This is a genomic window from Streptomyces sp. NPDC005533 (assembly GCF_042871845.1).
Taxonomy (GTDB): domain Bacteria; phylum Actinomycetota; class Actinomycetes; order Streptomycetales; family Streptomycetaceae; genus Streptomyces.
In genome coordinates this window covers 118943-138027 of record NZ_JBIAJH010000016.1, presented here as the reverse complement: position 1 = coordinate 138027, position 19085 = coordinate 118943, and the positions used below count along the sequence as shown (strand labels likewise).

At 74.1% G+C, this 19085-nt stretch carries 17 protein-coding genes; 12 read left to right on the top strand and 5 right to left on the bottom strand.

Annotated elements, in window-relative coordinates; genetic code table 11:
* Window positions 1–33 precede the first annotated feature (33 nt).
* From ACFYP3_RS18575 to ACFYP3_RS18565, 3 genes are all read left to right on the top strand, one after another.
* Entirely contained in the window at window positions 34–1326 is a 1293-nt protein-coding gene (locus ACFYP3_RS18575; RefSeq protein ID WP_388833323.1) for an ATP-binding protein, read from the top strand.
* A gap of 164 nt (window positions 1327–1490) precedes the next feature.
* A complete protein-coding gene (locus ACFYP3_RS18570; protein ID WP_388833409.1) occupies window positions 1491–1832 on the top strand; it encodes a nucleotide pyrophosphohydrolase in 342 nt (113 codons plus the stop codon).
* 123 nt (window positions 1833–1955) lie between these two features.
* The gene (locus ACFYP3_RS18565) at window positions 1956–2441 is read left to right on the top strand and encodes a DUF6099 family protein (protein WP_388833320.1); all 486 of its coding nucleotides are present in this window, start codon (window positions 1956–1958) and stop codon (window positions 2439–2441) included.
* A gap of 65 nt (window positions 2442–2506) precedes the next feature.
* On the opposite strand, the gene ACFYP3_RS18560 is transcribed toward ACFYP3_RS18565, so the two are convergent.
* Window positions 2507–2761 carry a hypothetical protein gene (locus ACFYP3_RS18560; protein WP_365477425.1) on the bottom strand — a complete coding sequence of 85 codons (255 nt, stop codon included), beginning with the start codon at window positions 2759–2761 and terminating at the stop codon, window positions 2507–2509.
* Between the two features lie 201 nt (window positions 2762–2962).
* On the opposite strand from ACFYP3_RS18560, the gene ACFYP3_RS18555 reads away from it, so the two are divergent.
* From ACFYP3_RS18555 to ACFYP3_RS18515, 9 genes are all read left to right on the top strand, one after another.
* Entirely contained in the window at window positions 2963–3889 is a 927-nt protein-coding gene (locus ACFYP3_RS18555) for an LLM class F420-dependent oxidoreductase (protein ID WP_388833316.1), read from the top strand.
* 12 nt (window positions 3890–3901) lie between these two features.
* Window positions 3902–4843: a homocysteine S-methyltransferase gene (gene mmuM, locus ACFYP3_RS18550; protein ID WP_388833314.1), complete on the top strand. Its 942-nt coding sequence runs from the start codon at window positions 3902–3904 to the stop codon at window positions 4841–4843.
* 62 nt (window positions 4844–4905) lie between these two features.
* Window positions 4906–6402, top strand: coding sequence for a 3' terminal RNA ribose 2'-O-methyltransferase Hen1 (locus ACFYP3_RS18545; RefSeq protein WP_388833311.1), 1497 nt, complete (start codon window positions 4906–4908; stop codon window positions 6400–6402).
* The gene (locus ACFYP3_RS18540) at window positions 6399–8987 is read left to right on the top strand and encodes a polynucleotide kinase-phosphatase (RefSeq protein ID WP_388833308.1); all 2589 of its coding nucleotides are present in this window, start codon (window positions 6399–6401) and stop codon (window positions 8985–8987) included. Before ACFYP3_RS18545 ends, ACFYP3_RS18540 begins: the two co-directional genes overlap by 4 nt.
* Before the next feature lie 207 nt (window positions 8988–9194).
* Complete coding sequence (locus ACFYP3_RS18535) at window positions 9195–9671, top strand: hypothetical protein (RefSeq protein WP_388833305.1); 477 nt, start codon at window positions 9195–9197, stop codon at window positions 9669–9671.
* Window positions 9672–9717: 46 nt separating this feature from the next.
* Entirely contained in the window at window positions 9718–10944 is a 1227-nt protein-coding gene (locus tag ACFYP3_RS18530) for an arginine deiminase (RefSeq protein WP_365477242.1), read from the top strand.
* Window positions 10945–11074: 130 nt separating this feature from the next.
* On the top strand, window positions 11075–12094 hold the full coding sequence (gene argF, locus ACFYP3_RS18525) for an ornithine carbamoyltransferase (protein ID WP_388833302.1): 1020 nt from the start codon (window positions 11075–11077) through the stop codon (window positions 12092–12094).
* Between the two features lie 85 nt (window positions 12095–12179).
* Entirely contained in the window at window positions 12180–13007 is an 828-nt protein-coding gene (locus ACFYP3_RS18520) for an enoyl-CoA hydratase family protein (RefSeq protein WP_388833300.1), read from the top strand.
* 4 nt (window positions 13008–13011) lie between these two features.
* Window positions 13012–15279, top strand: a complete 2268-nt coding sequence (locus ACFYP3_RS18515) for a bifunctional salicylyl-CoA 5-hydroxylase/oxidoreductase (RefSeq protein WP_388833297.1) — start codon at window positions 13012–13014, stop codon at window positions 15277–15279.
* A gap of 16 nt (window positions 15280–15295) precedes the next feature.
* Here ACFYP3_RS18515 and ACFYP3_RS18510 read toward each other — a convergent pair whose 3' ends face one another.
* Genes ACFYP3_RS18510 through ACFYP3_RS18495 form a run of 4 tightly spaced genes read right to left on the bottom strand, consistent with a single transcriptional unit; the run spans window position 15296 to window position 19059 of the window.
* Complete coding sequence (locus ACFYP3_RS18510; protein WP_388833294.1) at window positions 15296–16135, bottom strand: GNAT family N-acetyltransferase; 840 nt, start codon at window positions 16133–16135, stop codon at window positions 15296–15298.
* Between the two features lie 42 nt (window positions 16136–16177).
* On the bottom strand, window positions 16178–16579 hold the full coding sequence (locus ACFYP3_RS18505; RefSeq protein WP_388833292.1) for a hypothetical protein: 402 nt from the start codon (window positions 16577–16579) through the stop codon (window positions 16178–16180).
* 25 nt (window positions 16580–16604) lie between these two features.
* Complete coding sequence (locus tag ACFYP3_RS18500; protein WP_388833289.1) at window positions 16605–17405, bottom strand: PaaX family transcriptional regulator C-terminal domain-containing protein; 801 nt, start codon at window positions 17403–17405, stop codon at window positions 16605–16607.
* Between the two features lie 4 nt (window positions 17406–17409).
* A complete protein-coding gene (locus ACFYP3_RS18495; protein WP_388833286.1) occupies window positions 17410–19059 on the bottom strand; it encodes an AMP-binding protein in 1650 nt (549 codons plus the stop codon).
* Window positions 19060–19085: the final 26 nt, after the last annotated feature.

Here is a 19085-nt window from a genome sequence, read left to right as displayed (position 1 = left end):
CACAGGGGGTCCGGCGGCCCGTACCGTCCGCGCATGGACGCCACCTTGCACGCGGCGGTGGGCCCCGCCCCCGCCGCACTCGCCCCCGACGTCGACCCCTCGTTAGCCGGGGGAGCTCCGGCCGACGGCGCGCCGACCGACCGCCCCACCGTGCCCGCGCAGGCCGCGCCGACGCGCGCCGAGCCCGCGCCGCAGCAGCCGCACCTGCGGCCCGTGGTCACCGAGTTGCGGCTCTCCGCCTTCGGGCCGCACCGGTCGGCGGCCTTCCCGCTCGGCCCCGTCACCCTCTTCGCCGGGCCGAGCGGCAGCGGCAAGTCGCAGGCCCTGGCCGCCTACGAGGCCCTGGCGGGGCTCGGTTCCGGCGCCACCCTGGAGGAGGCCTTCCCGGACCCCCGCGCCCGCGTACCCGACCTGGCCGTACCCGACGCCCAGCGGCGGCGCGGGTTCCGCCTCGGCTGCACGGTCGACGGCCCCGCCGGCCCGGTCCGGCTCGACCTCGCCGTCCAGGCCGAGCCCACGCTGCGGATCGTCGGTGAACGGCTCTCGCAGGACGGGCAGATCCTGTTCGCCACCGCCCTGCGCGACCCCGGCTGGCGCTCCGTCCAGGCCGCCTGGCTGACCGGCGGCGCCATCGGCGTCACCCGGGCCCCGCTGCCCGACGACCGGCTCGGGACGGCGCTGCTCCCGCTGCGCGTCGCCGGCTCCACGACCGGCCAGCGACAGGTCCTGGCCGCCGCCGAACAGGTCGTGGTCGCCCTGCGCTCGGTGTTCCCCTGCGACCCCCGCCCGGACCGGATGCGCGCCGCCGTCCCGCCCGGTCAGGGCCGGCTGCTCGGCGACTGCGCGAACCTGGCCGACGTACTGCGCCGGACCCGCCACGAATGCGGCACGCGCCACGCCCTGCTGGCCGGAGCGGCCCGCACCGGCTGCGCCGGACCCGTCGCCGGCCTCGACGTACGGGCCCCCGCGGGCGGCGGGGCGGTCACGGCCGTACTGGACCGCGGCCCCGCCCGGCCCGCCACGGAACTGGCCCGCCTCGGCGCGGGCGAACTGCGCTTCCTCGCGCTGGCCCTGGTCCTGCTGACCGGCCCCGGAGTGCTGGCCATGGACCCCGCCGCCGAACTGCTCTCCGCGCAGCAGGCCCTGACCGTGCTGGCCGACGGCTTCGACCGCGGCCTGGACCGGCGTCAGAGCGCCGAGCTGCTGCGCCTGGCCCTGCTGTCCGGGGCGCGCGGCCACATCCGGCTGGTGGCGGCGGTGGGGGAGGACACCGCGGCGGCCGCCCGCCGCCTCCCCGGCGTCGCGATGGTAGACCTGACCGCATGAACGAGACCCAGGAGCCGCGGCCCGACGAACGGCCGGCCGGACAGCCCGACGAACGGCCGGCCGGACAGCCCGACGAACGGCCGGCCGGACAGCCCGACGAACGGCCGGCCGGACAGCCCGACGAACGGCTCGACGAACGGCCGGCCGAACGGCCCGACGAACGGCTGGACCGACTGCAGCGCCGGCTCGCGCAGTTCGCGGCCGCGCGCGGATGGGAGCCGTACCACACGCCCAAGAACCTGGCCGTGGCGCTGAGCGTGGAGGCGGCCGAACTGGTCGAGATCTTCCAGTGGCTGACACCGGAACAGTCGGCGCAGGTCATGGAGAAGCCGGAAACCGCCCACCGCGTGGCCGATGAGGTGGCCGACGTGCTCGCGTATCTGCTGCAGTTCTGTGAGGTTCTCGGGGTGGATGTGCTGGATGCGCTGGCCGCGAAGATCGAGAGGAACGAACTCCGCTTCCCCGTGGCCGATACACCGACATCAAATCGTCACTCTTCGGAGTGATGGACTCATCCACAATCACGTTTCTGTCCACATTTTCCGAATACCCCTGGCTTTACTGGCGTGTTGCCCTCACGCTGGGTAGTGGTGAGGACGGCGGGATGTCGTGCGGACGGGGGACGGCATATGGATGCGGTACGGCTCATCGCGGCCGGTCGGCACGCGCTGGCACAGAGTGGGGCTGCGTGGGACATCGTGGGCGAGGCCTGGCAGGCCCAGGCGCTCGCGCAGGGGATCGGGAGCTGTCTGGCGGTCACCGGGCCGCCGGAGCTGAGAGCGGAGGCACGGGGACTGGGGGAAGCGGGAGGCAGAGGATGCGGGGTGCTCGACAGAGCCGCCCTGTGCGGCGAGGGCAGTGCGCCCGAGTATCCGCCGCGGGCGGCGCAGCTGAGCGAGGTGTCGGATGTCCGCCAGGCGCTGCTCGGGCTTCAGGCGCTGCTCGGCGAAGTGGGCATAGCCCTGGTCGGGGTGGCCTGCGGCACGGACGACGAGACCCTGTACTGGCAGTGCATAGAGTCGATCGACGCGGCTGACGAGTCGAGCGACCGGGTACGGGCGATCCTGCGCCGCATGGCGGTCCGCGAGCGGGGATCCGCCTCGGGCGTGGCCTGAGCGGACGCTTCGGCGGCGCGGGCGGAGCGAGTGGGGTCCCGCCGTGCGCGGCGGGACCCGCACGGTCAGGACGACCGGTAGGACGGGCGCTCGCCCTCGGCGGTGCGGTCCGTGGAGGACTGGAGATCGGCGTCGAGCCGGGAGAGGTCGGCGTTCAGCGCGGCCATCAGCTCCTCCATCTGCTGGAGCAGACCCTTCGGCGCGCCGCCGCCCTGGGCGGGCACCGCGGGCTCCTGGTGCGCGTACTCCTGTGCTGCCTGTCCGGCCGGTCCGTTCGGTCCGGTCTGTCGGGGGGTCTCCGGCACGGCCTCGTGGGACATGGCGGCCTCCTCGGCCCTGGCCCTTCCAAGGCGGAAGGGCGCGGTGGACGCAACGGCGACAGTCCGCCGGCGCGCGGGCCGGGCGGTCCGGCTCCGTCGGAGGAAACGATCCCCGTCCGGGCTGGTCACTGGCGGCGTCCCGGTGGACCGTCCGGTTGACGCAGATTCACCCTGCCGGGGCGGGAGGGGCAGGATGGGTACATGGATCTGCGCATTTTCACCGAGCCCCAGCAGGGTGCGAGCTACGACACCCTCCTGACCGTCGCCAAGGCCACCGAGGACCTGGGCTTCGACGCCTTCTTCCGCTCCGACCACTACCTGAAGATGGGATCCGCCGACGGCCTGCCCGGCCCCACCGACGCCTGGATCACCCTCGCCGGCCTGGCCCGCGAGACCAAGCGGATCCGCCTGGGCACGCTGATGACCGCCGGCACCTTCCGGCTGCCCGGCGTCCTCGCCATCCAGGTGGCCCAGGTGGACCAGATGTCCGGCGGCCGCGTCGAACTGGGCCTGGGCGCGGGCTGGTTCGAGGAGGAGCACAAGGCGTACGGCATCCCCTTCCCGCCGGACCGGATGTCCCGGCTGGAGGAACAGCTGGCCATCGTCACCGGCATGTGGGCCACCGAGGTCGGCGCCACCTTCGACTTCGCGGGCCGCCACTACCAGGTGGAGAAGTCGCCCGCGCTGCCCAAGCCCGCCCAGGCCAAGGTCCCCGTCCTCATCGGCGGCCACGGCGCCAAGCGCACCCCGCGGCTCGCCGCGCGCTACGCGTCCGAGTTCAACATGCCGTTCGCGTCGGTCGCCGACAGCGAGCGGCAGTTCGGCCGGGTCCGGGAGGCGGCCGAGGAGGCCGGCCGCAAGCCCGAGGACCTGGTCTACTCCAACGCCCTCGTCGTGTGCGTGGGCAAGGACGACGCCGAGGTGGCCCGCCGGGCCGCCGCCATCGGCCGGGACGTGGACGAGCTCAAGGCCAACGGACTGGCCGGCTCCCCGGCCGAGGTCGTCGAGAGGATCGGCGCCTACGAGGCCGTCGGCGCCTCCCGCGTCTACCTCCAGCTCCTCGACCTCGACGACCTGGACCACCTGGAGCTGATCTCCGCCCAGGTGCTCTCCCAGCTCGGCCGGTAGGGAGCCACCCCCGTGCCACGCGCGTCCGGCCCGCTCGCCGAGGCCCTCCGCCACAGGACCGTGATCCTGGACGGCGGTCTGAGCAACCAGCTCGCCGACCAGGGCTGCGACCTGTCCGGCGGCCTCTGGACGGGCCGGGTGCTCGCCGAGCGGCCGGACCAGGTGGAGGCCGCCCACACGGCGTACGCGCGGGCCGGCGCCGAGGTACTGATCACCGCCGGATACCAGGTCGGCTACGAGGCCTTCGCCGCCCACGGGTACGACCGCGCCGCGACCACCGCCCTGCTGCACCGCGGCGTCGCCCTCGCCGCCCGCGCGGCCGAGGCCGCCGACCACGAGGTGTGGGTGGCCGCCTCGGTGGGCCCGTACGGGGCGGTGCGCGCGGACGGCTCCGAGTACCGCGGCCGGTACGGCCTGAGCGTGCGCGAGCTCGCCGCCTTCCACCGCCCCCGCATCGAGGCCCTGCTCGACGCCGGCCCCGACGTCCTCGCCGTGGAGACCCTCCCCGACCCGGACGAGGCCGAGGCCGTGCTCGCCGTCCTCGCGGAAACCGGTGCCTCGGCCTGGCTCGCCTACACCGTGGCCGACGGGCGCACCCGCTCCGGCGCGCCCCTCCGCGAGGCCTTCGCCCTCGCCGCGGACGCCCCGGAGATCATCGCTCTCGGCGTCAACTGCTGCGACCCGGCCGAGGTCCTGCCCGCCCTCGAAGAGGCCGCCGCCACCACCCGCAAGCCGCTCCTGGCCTATCCCAACGACGGCTCCGTCTGGGACGCCGCCACGCACACCTGGCACACCCCCGCGACCCCGGCCCCCTGGCCCGCCCGCGCCTGGCACCGCGCCGGCGCCCGCCTCATCGGCGGCTGCTGCCGCATCGGTCCCGCCGCGATCGCCGCCCTGGCCGGCGCCGTCCACCCGGGGGAGGGCCGGGACACCCCCGGCGGGGATCTCGCCTGACCCTCTCCCGCGCCCGGAAAACGAGAGGCGCTCGACGCCGGTGACCAGCAACAATCGGGCGTGTGTTCCTGACGATCTCCACCACCGGCTCCCCTGAACGCCCCGCCACCGACCTGGGCTACCTGCTGCACAAGCATCCCGGGAAGACGCAGGCGTTCTCCACCTCCCACGGCACCGCCCACGTGTTCTACCCCGAGGCCACGGCCGAACGGTGCACGGCGGCCCTGCTGCTGGAGGTGGATCCCGTCGCGCTCGTGCGGCGGGGCCAGGGCAAGGGCCGGGGCGGAGCCCCCGACGCCGCGCTCGCGCAGTACGTCAACGACCGCCCGTACGCCGCCTCCTCGCTCCTCGCCGTTGCGCTCGGCGGGGTGTTCCGCACCGCCGTCAAGGGCCAGTGCGCCCTGCGCCCGGAACTGCCGGAGCGGGCGCTGCCGTTGCGCATCGAGATCCCGGTGCTCCCCGCACGCGGCGGGGCCGCGCTGGTGCACCGGCTGTTCGACCCGCTCGGCTGGGACCTCGTACAGGCCGAGGCGCTGCCGCTCGACGAACAGTTCCCCGAGTGGGGCGACTCGCGCTACGTACGGCTCGTCCTGGAAGGGGAACTGCGCCTCGCGGACGCCCTGCGCCAGCTCTACGTGCTGCTGCCGGTGCTCGACGACGCCAAGCACTACTGGATCGCCCCCGACGAGGTCGACAAGCTGCTGCGCGCCGGAGACGGCTGGCTCGCCGCCCACCCCGAGAACGGGCTGATCAGCTCCCGCTACCTGGCCCGCCACAAGCGGCTGACCCAGGACGCCATCGAGCGCCTGGAGCTGGTCCGCCTCGCCGAGTCCGACGGCAGCGAGGTCGAAGAGATCGACAACGCCGTGGACGAGACGCGGGACACGGAGGAGCGGCCGGTGCCGCTCGCCGTGCGGCGGCGCGAGGCGATCCTCGCCGCGCTGCGCGCCGCGGGCGCCCAGCGGGTGCTGGACCTCGGCTGCGGACAGGGCCAGCTGGTGCAGGCACTGCTCAAGGACCCCGCGTACACCGAGATCGTCGGTATGGACGTGTCCGTCCGGGCCCTGCACACGGCCGCCCGGCGGCTGCGCCTGGAGCGGCTGGGCGAGCGGCAGAGCTCGCGCGTCACCCTGCTGCAGGGCTCGCTCGCCTACACCGACAAGCGGCTGGCCGGCTACGACGCGGCGGTGCTCAGCGAGGTCGTCGAGCACCTGGACCCGGAGCGGCTGCCCGCGCTGGAGTACGCGGTGTTCGGCTCGGCCCGCCCCCGCACGGTCCTCGTGACCACGCCGAACGTCGAGTACAACGTCCGCTGGGAGACGCTGCCCGCCGGGCACGTCCGGCACGGCGACCACCGCTTCGAGTGGACCCGCGAGGAGTTCCGCGCCTGGGCCGGCGCCGTGGCGGCGCGCCACGGGTACGAGGCCGCGTACGTCCCCGTCGGCGACGACGACCCCGAGGTCGGGCCGCCGACCCAGATGGCCGTCTTCACCCGGACCGACACCACCGCCGACACCGGAACCGACACCGACACCCCGAAGGAGGGCGAGGCAGCATGACCACCGAGAACGGCACCGAGACCGGCACGGAGACCGGCACCCGGCCCCACCGCACCCGCGTACTTCCCGTCACCGACCTGTCCCTCGTCGTCCTGATCGGGGCCACCGGATCGGGCAAGTCCACCTTCGCCCGCAAGCACTTCAAGCCGACCGAGGTCATCTCCTCCGACTACTGCCGCGGCCTGGTCCGCGACGACGAGAACGACCAGAGCGCGAGCCGCGACGCCTTCGACGTCCTGCACTACATCGCGGGCAAGCGCCTCGCCGCCGGCCGCCTCACCGTCGTCGACGCCACCAGCGTCCAGGCCGACGCCCGCCGGCAGCTGGTCCGGCTCGCCCGCGAGCACGACGTCCTGCCCATCGCCATCGTCCTGGACCTGCCCGAACAGGTCTGCGCCGAGCGCAACGCGGCCCGCCCCGACCGGGCCGGGCTGCCCCGCGCCGTCATCCAGCGGCACCGCCGCGACCTGCGGCGTTCGCTGCGCGGCCTGGAGCGCGAGGGCTTCCGCAAGGTCCACGTCCTGCGCACCGTCGAGGAGGCCGAGACCGCCGAGGTGGTCCTGGAGAAGCGCTTCAACGACCTCACCCACCTCACCGGGCCCTTCGACATCGTCGGAGACATCCACGGCTGTTCCTCCGAGCTGGAGACCCTGCTCACCAAGCTCGGCTACGAGGACGGCGTCCACCCCGAGAGCCGCACGGCCGTCTTCGTCGGCGACCTCGTCGACCGCGGCCCGGACAGCCCCGGCGTGCTGCGCCGCGTCATGGGCATGGTGAAGTCCGGCAACGCCCTGTGCGTGCCCGGCAACCACGAGAACAAGCTGGGCCGCCACCTCAAGGGCTCCAAGGTCCAGCGGACCCACGGCCTCGCCGAGACCATCGAACAGCTGGAGCGGGAGCCGGCGGAGTTCGTCGAGGAGGTACGGGAGTTCATCCGCGGCCTCGTCAGCCACTACGTGCTCGACGGCGGCAAGCTGGTCGTCTGCCACGCCGGCCTGCCCGAGAAGTACCACGGCCGCACCTCCGGCCGGGTCCGCTCGCACGCCCTGTACGGGGACACCACCGGCGAGACCGACGAGTTCGGCCTGCCCGTGCGCTACCCGTGGGCGGAGGACTACCGCGGCCAGGCCGTCGTGGTCTACGGCCACACCCCGGTCCCGAACACCGCCTGGATCAACAACACCATCTGCCTCGACACCGGAGCCGTCTTCGGCGGGAAGATGACCGCGCTGCGCTGGCCGGAGCGCGAACTGGTCGACGTACCGGCCGAGAAGGTCTGGTACGAGCCGGTCAAGCCGCTCGTCGCCGAGGTGCCGGGCGGTCACGACGGGCGTCCGCTCGACCTGGCCGACGTGCACGGGCGCCGCGTGGTGGAGACCCGGCACCTGGGCAACGTCAACGTGCGCGAGGAGAACGCGGCGGCGGCCCTGGAGGTCATGAGCCGCTTCGCGGTGGACCCGCGGCTCGTCCCGTACCTGCCGCCGACCATGGCGCCCACCGCCACCTCCCGCGCGGAGGGCTACCTGGAGCACCCGGCCGAGGCCTTCGCGCAGTACCGCGCGGACGGCGTCGCCCAGGTCGTGTGCGAGGAGAAGCACATGGGCTCCCGCGCCACCGTCCTGGTCTGCAAGGACGCCGCCGCGGCCCGCGAGCGCTTCGGCGCCGAAGGCCCGACCGGCTCCGTCTACACCCGCACCGGGCGGCCCTTCTTCAAGGATCCGCAGGTCACCGAGGAGGTCCTCACCCGACTCCGCTCGGCGGTCACCGACGCCGGCCTCTGGGAGGAGCTCGACACGGACTGGCTGCTGATCGACGGGGAACTGCTGCCCTGGTCCCTGAAGTCCGGCGGACTGCTGCGCAACCAGTACGCCGCCGTGGGCGCGGCCTCGGGCGCCGTCTTCCCGGGCGCGATCGCCGCCCTGGAGGCGGCCGCGGCCCGGGGCGTCGACACCGGTGAGCTGCTGGAGCGCCAGCGCGGCCGGGCCGCCGACGCGGCCGCCTTCACCGAGGCCTACCGCCGCTACTGCTGGACCACCGACGGGCTGGACGGCGTACGGTTCGCGCCCTTCCAGCTGCTGGCGTCGGCCGGGCGGTCGCTGGCCGCCGTGCCCCACGACGAGCAGCTGTTCCGGCTGGACCGCCTCGTCGCCGCCGACGAGGCGGCGGGGAGGGGGCTGCTGCGCCGCACCGGCCGGATCCTCGTGGACACCGCGGACGAGGACTCCGTACGGGCCGGCACCGACTGGTGGCTGGAACTGACGGCCGCGGGCGGCGAGGGCATGGTGGTCAAGCCCCTCCAGGCGTACGCCCGGGACGGGAAGGGCCGCCTGGTGCAGCCCGGGGTGAAGGTGCGCGGACGCGAGTACCTGCGGATCATCTACGGCCCGGAGTACACGCGCCCGGACCACCTGGAGCGGCTGCGCGAGCGGTTCCTCGGGCACAAGCGCTCGCTCGCCCTGCGCGAGTACGCGCTCGGGCTGGAGGCGCTGGACCGGCTGGCGGCGGGGGAGCCGCTGTGGCGGGTCCACGAGGCCGTCTTCGCGGTGCTCGCCCTGGAGTCGGAGCCGGTGGACCCGCGGCTGTGAGGGGACGGGCCGGGGCCGCGTCAGCACGACCCGTAAAGGGGTGGCCCCCGTACGGCCGCTAATTAGGTCGTATGGGGGAACTTTCCCGGAGAACTCCGGGAAACCCACCGGCGGGATCGTTCAACCAGGGCAGCGGAATGTCCGCGACCCTGGAAGGACGGAACGTCACTTATGAAGATGACCGCGCGCGGAAGCATTGCGGCGCTGATGACCTGTATGGCAGCGGCCGGCGCGGCCACCCCGGCCGCGGCGGACTCGGTGCCGGTCGGTGTGCCGCTGGACGCCGTGAAGACCACGCTGGGCGTGGACACCCCGCGCGTGGGCACGGGCGTGCCGGTGCCGGTCGTGGGAGCGCCCGAGGCGCCCCGCTTCCACAAGGGGGACATGCTCCCGACCCCCCTGCTCCCGGTGGTCCCGATCGGCACCGAGCTCGGCAGCACCCTCGTCACCTCCCCGGTGCCGAACCTGCTGGGCAAGCCGGAGACGGACGGCGAGGGTTCCGTGGAGGCCCCGGCCACCGACCTGCTCGCCCGGACGCCCGGGGTGGTCGCCGGCGGTCTGCTGACGATGCCGGACGCCTCCAACTCCGGGATCCCGAACCTGGCCGCGCCCGAACTGGGCCTGACCACCCCGGAACTCACCGGCGCCCCCTCGGCACTTCTGGGCCTCGTCACCCCCCGCTGAGCGGACGCCACGTCAAAAGGCCGCCCGGTCTGCGAACGTGTACGGCATGGGATTCCATGTCGACTCCGAGACCGGGCGGCTTCGCCGCGTCATCCTCCACCGGCCCGACCTGGAGCTGAAGCGGCTCACACCGAGCAACAAGGACGCGCTCCTCTTCGACGACGTGCTGTGGGTGCGCCGGGCCCGCCAGGAGCACGACGGCTTCGCGGACGTGCTGCGGGACCGGGGCGTGGAGGTCCACCTCTTCGGGGACCTGCTGTGCGAGGCCCTCGACATCCCGGAGGCGAGACACCTCGTACTGGACCGGGTCTTCGACGAGAAGGAGTACGGGCCGCTCGCCACCGACCACCTGCGGTCGGTCTTCGACGGGCTGCCCTCGGCCGAGCTGGCGGAGGCGCTGGTCGGCGGGATGACCAAGCGGGAGTTCCTGGAGCGGCACGCCGAGCCGGTGTCCGTGCGCTTCCACGCCCTGGACACCGACGGCTTCCTGCTCGGGCCGCTGCCCAACCACCTCTTCACCCGTGACACCTCCGCCTGGATCTACGACGGGGTGTCCATCAACGCGATGCGCTGGCCGGCCCGGCAGCGCGAGACCGTGCACTTCGAGGCGATCTACCGGCACCACCCGCTCTTCACCTCCTCCGGCGCCTTCCACTACTGGTCGCAGGGGCAGGCGGACTACCCCTCGACCATCGAGGGCGGGGACGTGCTGGTCATCGGCAACGGCGCGGTGCTGATCGGGATGAGCGAGCGCACCACGCCGCAGGCGGTGGAGATGCTGGCGCGGGGCCTGTTCGCGGCCGGCTCGGCCACCACCATCGTGGCGCTGGACATGCCGAAGAGCCGGGCCTTCATGCACCTGGACACGGTGATGACGATGGTGGACGGAGATACGTTCACTCAGTACGCGGGGCTCGGCATGCTCCGCTCCTACACGATCGAGCCGGGCGCCGGTCCGCAGGAGCTGAAGGTGACCGATCACCCCGCGGAGCACATGCACCGGGCCATCGCGGCGGCGCTCGGCCTGGACTCGATCCGGGTGCTGACCGCGACGCAGGACGTGCACTCGGCGGAACGCGAGCAGTGGGACGACGGGTGCAACGTGCTGGCCGTGGAGCCGGGCGTGGTGGTCGCGTACGAGCGGAACGTGACGACCAACACGCACCTGCGCAAGCAGGGCATCGAGGTGATCGAGATCCCGGGCAGCGAACTGGGGCGGGGCCGGGGTGGTCCGCGCTGCATGAGCTGCCCGGTGGAGCGGGACGCGGTCTGAGCCCTCGGGCGGCCACCGGCCGGGGGAGAGGGGGTGGGGGACGCTGGGAGGCGGGGGGGCTCTGTATATCAATGCAGAGCGTCGTATAGACTTCCAACATCCCCTGTCACCGTGACGCTGGAGCGACCCCATGGCCACCGACCTCGCCGGCCGTAGTTTTCTCAAGGAGCTCGACTTCACGGCCGCCGAGTTCCGCGGCCTGATCGAGCTCGCCGCCGAACTGAAGGCGGCCAAGAAGGCCGGGGTCGAGCAGCGCCTCCTCCAGGGCAGGAACATCGCGCTGATCTTCGAGAAGACCTCGACGCGGACCCGCTGCGCCTTCGAGGTCGCGGCCGCGGACCAGGGCGCCCACACCACCTACCTCGACCCCGCCGGCTCCCAGATGGGCCACAAGGAGTCGGTCAAGGACACCGCGCGGGTGCTGGGCCGGATGTTCGACGGGATCGAGTACCGGGGTGACAGCCAGCAGGCCGTCGAGGAGCTCGCCGCCCACTCGGGCGTCCCCGTCTTCAACGGGCTCACCGACGACTGGCACCCCACCCAGATGCTGGCCGACCTGCTCACCATGACCGAGCACACCACCAAGCCGCTGGACCGGATCGCCTTCGCCTACCTCGGCGACGCCCGCTTCAACATGGGCAACTCGTACCTGGTGACCGGCGCGCTGCTGGGCATGGACGTACGGATCGTCGCGCCCAGGGCCTACTGGCCGGCCGAGTCGGTGGTGGCCGCGGCGCGGGAGCTCGCGGAGGGCAGCGGCGCCCGGATCACGCTGACCGAGGAGGTCGCCGAGGGGGTCGCGCAGGCGGACTTCGTGGTGACCGACATCTGGGTGTCCATGGGCGAGCCCAAGGAGGTCTGGGACGAGCGCATCGCGGCCCTGTCCCCGTACGCCGTGACCATGGACGTGCTGCGGGCCACCGGGAACCCGGACGTGAAGTTCATGCACTGCCTGCCGGCCTTCCACGACCTCGGCACCAAGGTGGCCCGGGAGATCCACGAGCGGCACGGGCTCGAATCCCTGGAGGTGACCGACGAGGTGTTCGAGTCGGCGCACTCCGTCGTCTTCGACGAGGCCGAGAACCGGCTCCACACCATCAAGGCCGTCCTCGTCGCCACCCTCGCCCGCCCCGCCCGGAGTGACGCATAGTCATACGCCGAAAGCGTGGGCGCACCGCGCGACGCGTGTTGCGTTTCTGTGACGGAAGTCAGGAAGTGCTGATACCGTCGGTCGTGTGAGCCCCTTCACCGGTTCCACAGCAGCGACCGAACGGTGGCACCACCTCCGGGTGACCCGGCAGGACGGCGTGGCCACCGTCACCTTCGACCGCCCCGAGAAGCTGAACGCGCTCACCTTCGGCGCCTACGCCGACCTGCGCGACCTGCTCGCCGAACTGTCCCGCGAGCGTTCCGTGCGCGCCCTCGTCCTGGGCGGCGAGGGCCGGGGCTTCTGCTCCGGCGGGGACGTGGACGAGATCATCGGCGCCACCCTCGCCATGGACACCGCCCAGCTCCTCGACTTCAACCGGATGACCGGCCAGGTGGTGCGCGCCCTGCGCGAATGCCCCTTCCCGGTGATCGCCGCCATGCACGGCGTGGCCGCCGGCGCCGGCGCCGTCCTCGCGCTCGCCGCCGACTTCCGCATCGCCGACCCCACCGCCCGCTTCGCCTTCCTCTTCACCCGCGTCGGCCTCTCCGGCGGCGACATGGGCGCCGCCTACCTGCTGCCCCGGGTCGTCGGCCTCGGCCACGCCACCCGGCTGCTGATGCTCGGAGAGCCCGTACGCGCCCCCGAGGCCGAGCGGATCGGCCTGCTCAGCGAGCTCACCGAGGAGGGCAAGGCCCACGTACGGGCCGCGGAACTCGCCGCGCACCTGGCCGCCGGCCCCGCCCTCGCCCACGCGCAGACCAAGGCACTGCTCACCGCCGAACTCGACATGCCGCTGGCCGCGTCGGTGGAACTGGACGCCGCCACGCAGGCCCTGCTGATGCACGGCCAGGACTACGCGGAGTTCCACGCGGCCTTCACCGGGAAAAGGCCGCCCGCCTGGAAGGGCAGGTAGCCGGATGTCGGGGTGCCGCGTCTCTCCGGGCGCCATGCGGGTCGCCGTCGTCGGCGGGGGACCGGGCGGGCTGTACGCGGCCGCGCTGCTGGCCCGCCAGGGGCACACCGTGGAGGTCTGGGAGCGGGGCGCCCCCGACGACACCTTCGGCTTCGGCGTCGTCCTCTCCGACGAGACCCTCGGCGGCATCGAGCGGGCCGACACCGTCGTCTACGCCGCCCTGAGCGCCGAGTTCGTGCGCTGGGACGACGTGGACGTCGTGCACCGGGGCCGGCTGCTGACCTCCGGCGGCCACGGCTTCGCCGCCATCGGGCGGCGCCGCCTGCTGCAGATCCTGCACGAGCGCTGCGCCGGCCTCGGCGTCCGGCTCCGCTTCCGCACCGCGGCCCCCGACGTGCGGGACCTCGCCGCCGCCTACGACCTGGTGGTCGCGGCGGACGGGGTGCACAGCGCGCTCCGGGAGGCCGGGGCCGCGCACTACGGGCCGACGCTGACCCCCGGGCGCTGCCGCTACATCTGGCTCGCCGCCGACTTCGCCTTCGAGTCCTTCCGCTTCGAGATCGCGGAGACCGAGCACGGCGTCATGCAACTGCACGCCTACCCCTACGCGGCGGACGCCTCCACGGTGATCGTGGAGATGCGGGAGGAGGTCTGGCGGGCGGCCGGCCTCGACCTCTGCGACGAGGACGAGTCAGCGGCCCGCTGCGCCAAGATCTTCAGCGAGGCCCTGCGCGGACGGCCGCTGCGCGGCAACCGCTCGGCCTGGACCCGCTTCGACACCCTCGTCAACACCCGCTGGTCACACGGCAACGTGGCACTCCTCGGCGACGCCGCGCACACCGCCCACTTCTCCATCGGCTCCGGCACCAAGCTGGCCGTCGAGGACGCGCTCGCACTCGCCGAAGCGGTGGCCGGCGCGGAGGGCGACGTACCGGCCGCCCTCGCCGCGTACGAGGCGGCGCGCCGCCCCGCGGTCGCCAGCACCCAGCGGGCGGCGGCCGCGAGCCGGGCCTGGTTCGAGGAGGTCGCCGGATACGTCGACCAGCCCGCCCGGCAGTTCGCCTTCAACCTGCTCACCCGCAGCCGCCGTGTCACCCACGACAACCTGCGGCTGCGCGACGAGCGCTTCACCCGGGCGGTGGAACGGGACTTCGGCTGCCCGGACGAGCACACCCCGCCGATGTTCACCCCCCTCACCCTGCGCGGCCTGACCCTGCGCAACCGGGTCGTCGTCTCGCCGATGGACATGTACTCGGCCGTGGACGGCGTCCCCGGGGACTTCCACCTCGTCCACCTGGGCGCCCGGGCCCTCGGCGGGGCCGGCCTGGTCATGACCGAGATGGTGTGCGTCTGCGCCGAGGGGCGGATCACCCCCGGCTGCGCCGGCCTCTACACCCAGGAACAGGCCGCGGCCTGGCAGCGCATCACCGACTTCGTCCACACCTGCGCACCCGGCACCGCGCTCGGCGTCCAGCTCGGGCACGCGGGCCGCAAGGGCTCGACACGGGTCATGTGGGAAGGCATGGACGACCCCCTCCCGGAGGGCAACTGGCCGCTGGTGGCCGCCTCCGAGCTGCCCTACCGGCCGGGCGTCTCGGCGCTGCCGCGCGCCCTCGACCAGGCGGACCTCGTGGCGCTGCGCTCCGACTTCGCGACCGCCGCCGTGCGGGCCGCCGACTGCGGCTTCGACCTCCTGGAACTGCACTGCGCCCACGGCTACCTGCTCTCCGGCTTCCTGTCCCCCCTCACCAACCGGCGCACGGACGACTACGGCGGCTCCCTGGAGAACCGGCTGCGCTTCCCGCTGGAGGTCTTCGACGCGGTCCGCGCCGTCTGGCCCGAGGACCGCCCGATGACGGTCCGCCTCTCGGCCACCGACTGGGCCGCCGGCGGCACTTCGCCCGAGGAGGCGGTGCGGATCGCCGCCGCCTTCGCCGCGCACGGCGCCGACGCCATCGACGTCTCCACCGGCCAGGTGGTCGCGGACGAGGCCCCGGAGTACGGGCGCTCGTACCAGACCCCGTACGCCGACCGGATCCGCAACGCGCTCGGCGTCCCCGTCATCGCGGTCGGCGCCATCTCCTCCTGGGACGACGTGAACTCCCTGCTGCTGGCCGGCCGCGCCGACCTCTGCGCCCTCGGCCGCCCCCACCTCTACGACCCCCACTGGACCCTGCACGCGGCCGCCGACCAGTCCTACGAGGGCCCGGCCGCCCCCTGGCCCACCCCGTACCGCGCGGGCAGCCGCAAACCCCCGACGGGACGCGGCTAGGTCGGCCGCGGCGGTTTCACGCCGGGACGACCTCGGCGCGGTCCTCTACCCGGGTGTAGCCCAGGCGCTGGTAGACGCCGTTGCTCGTGGGGTTGGCCAGGTCGGTGAAGAGGAGGACCTCCGCGGCGCCGGCCGCGTGCGCGGCCCGGGTCGCCGCGTGGGTGACCCCGGCGGCGTAGCCGCGGCCGCGGACGGCGGGCGGGGTGTAGACCGGGCCGATGCGGGAGGCCCCGGCGATCGGGCGGGAGAAGCCCGCCAGGGAGACCGGCTCGCCCTCGTGCTCCCACAGCAGGGACCCGCCGTACGACAGGCGGTCGCGCTGGCCGGCCTCGGAGGCGGCGCCGTGCCCGCCCACCTCCTCGTGGAAGGCCCCGATCCAGTCCAGCAGCAGCGGGAGGTCCGCAACGGTGGCGGGGCGCGACCGCCCGGCCGGGGCGGGATCCGGGGCGACCAGGCCGGCCAGCCGGTACAGGCGGAGCTCCGCCGCGATCCGGGTGGTCCGCCCCCAGGCGGCGGCCAGCGCCTCCGCGTCCGGGCGGCGGGCGTTGACCGCGCGGACCCCGGCGAGCAGCGGTTCCGCGGAGAGCGCGGGCCCCAGCGCCCGCACCGCCTCGGCGGGAACCACGCCGAGCACCATCGGGAACGGCGGGGTGCACAGCAGCCCGCCGGCGACGGCCCCGTCGGACCCGGTCCACCAGCCGAAGACGGGAGCCCCGGCACCGTAGGCGCCGCTCCCGCGCCGCTCCAGCGCGTCGGTCACGGTCAGCATGAGGGTGTCCGAGACGGGCCGTGCGGCCACGGCCAGGTGGGCGGCGGCCAGATAGGCCGCGAGGTCGGAGGTGAAGGTCCACGTCATGGCGCATTCTGGCGCGCCGCCGCCCGCCGGCGCCCGCCATTTTCACGCGGGCAGCCACCCCGGCCACCACGGCGGCACGTTGTCCGGTCCGCACGCGGCCCGGTCCCCGGGATAGCCGTCGAGGGTGCCGCGTACGGCGAAGTACAGGATCGTCAGGCCGGCCAGCACGACCAGCACCGCGCCCAGTTGCAGAGCCACGGGCCGCCGGTCCAGCAGGTGCGCCACGAGCAGCGCGATGACGCCGAAGGCCGCGGTCAGCGGCAGCAGGGTGAGGCCCAGCTCGAAGCGGCCGCCCGCGTCCGCGCCCGCGTCGCAGTACTCCCGGGCGCGGGAGGCCAGGGCGATGGCGAGGCAGCCCGCCGCGAGCCCGGCGAGGGTGGCGGGGACCAGGGTGAGGAGACGTTTCCGCAGGGAGGGGGCCGCGGTCGGGGCGGATGGCGTCATACCCCGCTCGACGGTCGGGCGCCGATCACGGTTCCACGAAGGCCGCCCCGCCATCGCGCAGCCGTGCGTGCAGTTCGGCGAAGACGGCCGCCGCGCGGTCGCCCGGCCAGCCCGCCGGGAGCAGGTCGCGCGGCAGGCCCGGGTCGGCGTACGGCAGGCGCCGCCAGGAGTCCAGCGCGAACAGGTAGCCGCGGTAGGCCTCCTCCGGCGTCGGCTCCGGGCCCGACTGGAGGGCGCGCAGGGCCGGTTCGTGCAGGTCGAGGAATTCCTCGTGCTGCTTGGCCAGGGCCGCGAGGTCCCACCATCGGGCCACCGCCTCGGCGCTCGGCGCGAAACCGAGGTGCGCCCCGCGGAACAGCTCCACGTACGGCGTCAGGTGCAGCCGCTCCAGCGTGTGCGCGGTCTCCTCGGCCAGCAGGGCCGGGGCGATCCACACGCCCGGCGCCACCGCGCCGAAACCGAGCCGGGCCAGCCGGGAGCGCAGCAGGTGTCGTTTGCTCCGCTCCTGTTCCGGGACGGAGAACACCGCCACCAGCCACTCGTCCGACGGCGGCGGACTGCCGTAGATCCGGCGGTCGCCGTCGTCCAGCAGCTGCCGGGCCTCCTCGGAGAGCCCGTACGCCGCCGAACCGTCCGCGGCGCGCGCGGGCAGCAGGAAGCCGCGCCGCTTCAGCCGGGACACCGACGAGCGGACCGACGGGGCGTCCACGCCGACCGCGCCCAGCAGGCGGATCAGCGCGGACACCGGGACGGGGCCCTCGAAGGCCCGCCCGTAGGCTCCGTAGAACGTGACGATCAGGGATCGCGGGGTGTGCTGCTCGACCACGGCTTCACTCTAGGCCGTCGGGCCGGTCGGGCAGGCTTCCATGATCCCGCAGCCGGAAGCGCTGCAGCTTGCCCGTCGCCGTGCGGGGGAGCGCGGGCAGGAAGACGAAGGAGCGCGGGCACTTGTGCGGGGCCAGCTCCGCCCGCATGAAGGTGCGCAGCGCCTCCTCCGTGAGGACCACGCCGTCACGTGTGACGGTGTACGCCACCACGACCTGGCCGCGTCGCTCGTCCGGGCGGCCCACGACCGCCGCCTCCACCACGTCCGGGTGGCGCAGCAGGGCTTCCTCCACCTCCGGTCCCGCGATGTTGTAGCCCGCCGAGACGATCATGTCGTCGGCCCGGGCGACGTAGCGGAAGTAGCCCTCCGGGTCGCGCACGTAGGTGTCGCCGGTCAGGTTCCAGCCGCCCTGCACGTACTCCCCCTGCCGCGGATCGGCCAGGTAGCGGCAGCCCACCGGACCGCGTACGGCCAGCAGCCCCGGTTCGTTGTCCGCGACGGGACGGCCGGCGCGGTCCACCACCCGCGCCTGCCAGCCCGGGACCACGCGGCCGGTCGTGCCGGGCCGGATCTCCTCGTCGGCGGCCGAGATGAAGATGTGCAGCAGCTCGGTCGCCCCGATGCCGTTGATGATCCGCAGGCCGGTGCGCTCGTACCAGGCCCGCCAGGTGGCCGCGGGCAGGTTCTCCCCGGCCGAGACGCAGCGGCGCAGCGCGGACAGGTCGTACGTGCCCACGTCGTACGGGCCCAGGGCGTCCAGCATCGTCCGGTACGCGGTGGGCGCGGTGAACAGCACCGTCACCCGGTGCTCCGCGAGGGCGGGCAGCAGCCGGCGCGGCACCGCCTCCTCCAGCAGCAGCGCGGACGCGCCCGCACGCAGGGGGAAGACGACCAGCCCGCCGAGGCCGAAGGTGAACCCGAGCGGCGGGCTGCCCGCGAACACGTCGTCCGGGCGGGGGCGCAGCACGCTGCGGGAGAAGGTGTCGGCGACGGCGAGCAGGTCGCGGTGGAAGTGCATGCAGCCCTTGGGCCGTCCGGTGGTCCCGGAGGTGAAGGCGATCAGGGCGACGTCGTCGGCGGAGGTGGGGGCGGCCTGGAAGGGGCCCTCGTGCCGCTCGGCCAGCCGCAGCAGGTCGTCCTGTGCGCGGCCGCCGTACGCGGTGATCCGCAGCCCCGGCACCTCGGCCTTGACCAGGTCGTCCAGCACGTCGGCATGGCACAGGGCGTGTCCGACCCGGGCCATCGCGCAGACCGTGGCCAGTTCCTTGGCGCGCTGCTGGGGCAGGACGGTCACCGCCACCGCGCCCGCCTTCATGACCGCCAGCCAGCAGGCGGCGAGCCAGGGGCCGGTGGGCCCGCGCAGCAGCACCCGGTTGCCGGGGACGACGCCGAGGTCGGCGGTGAGCACGTGGGCGAGGCGGTCCACGCGCTCGCGCAGCCCGCCGTACGTCCACACCTCGCCCGCGCCGCTGCGGAAGGCCGGGCGGTCGGCGCCCGCGGGGCCGAACCGGTCGATGGTGGCGTCGAGCAGCTCCACCCCGCAGTTCAGGCGGTCGGGATAGGCCAGTTCGGGCAGATCGAAGACGAGCTCCGGCCAGGTGTCGGCGGGTGGCAGATGGTCACGGGCGAAGGTGTCCGTGTGAGCGGAAGGCATCAGGTCCAAGGCGGGTCGCCCCCTGC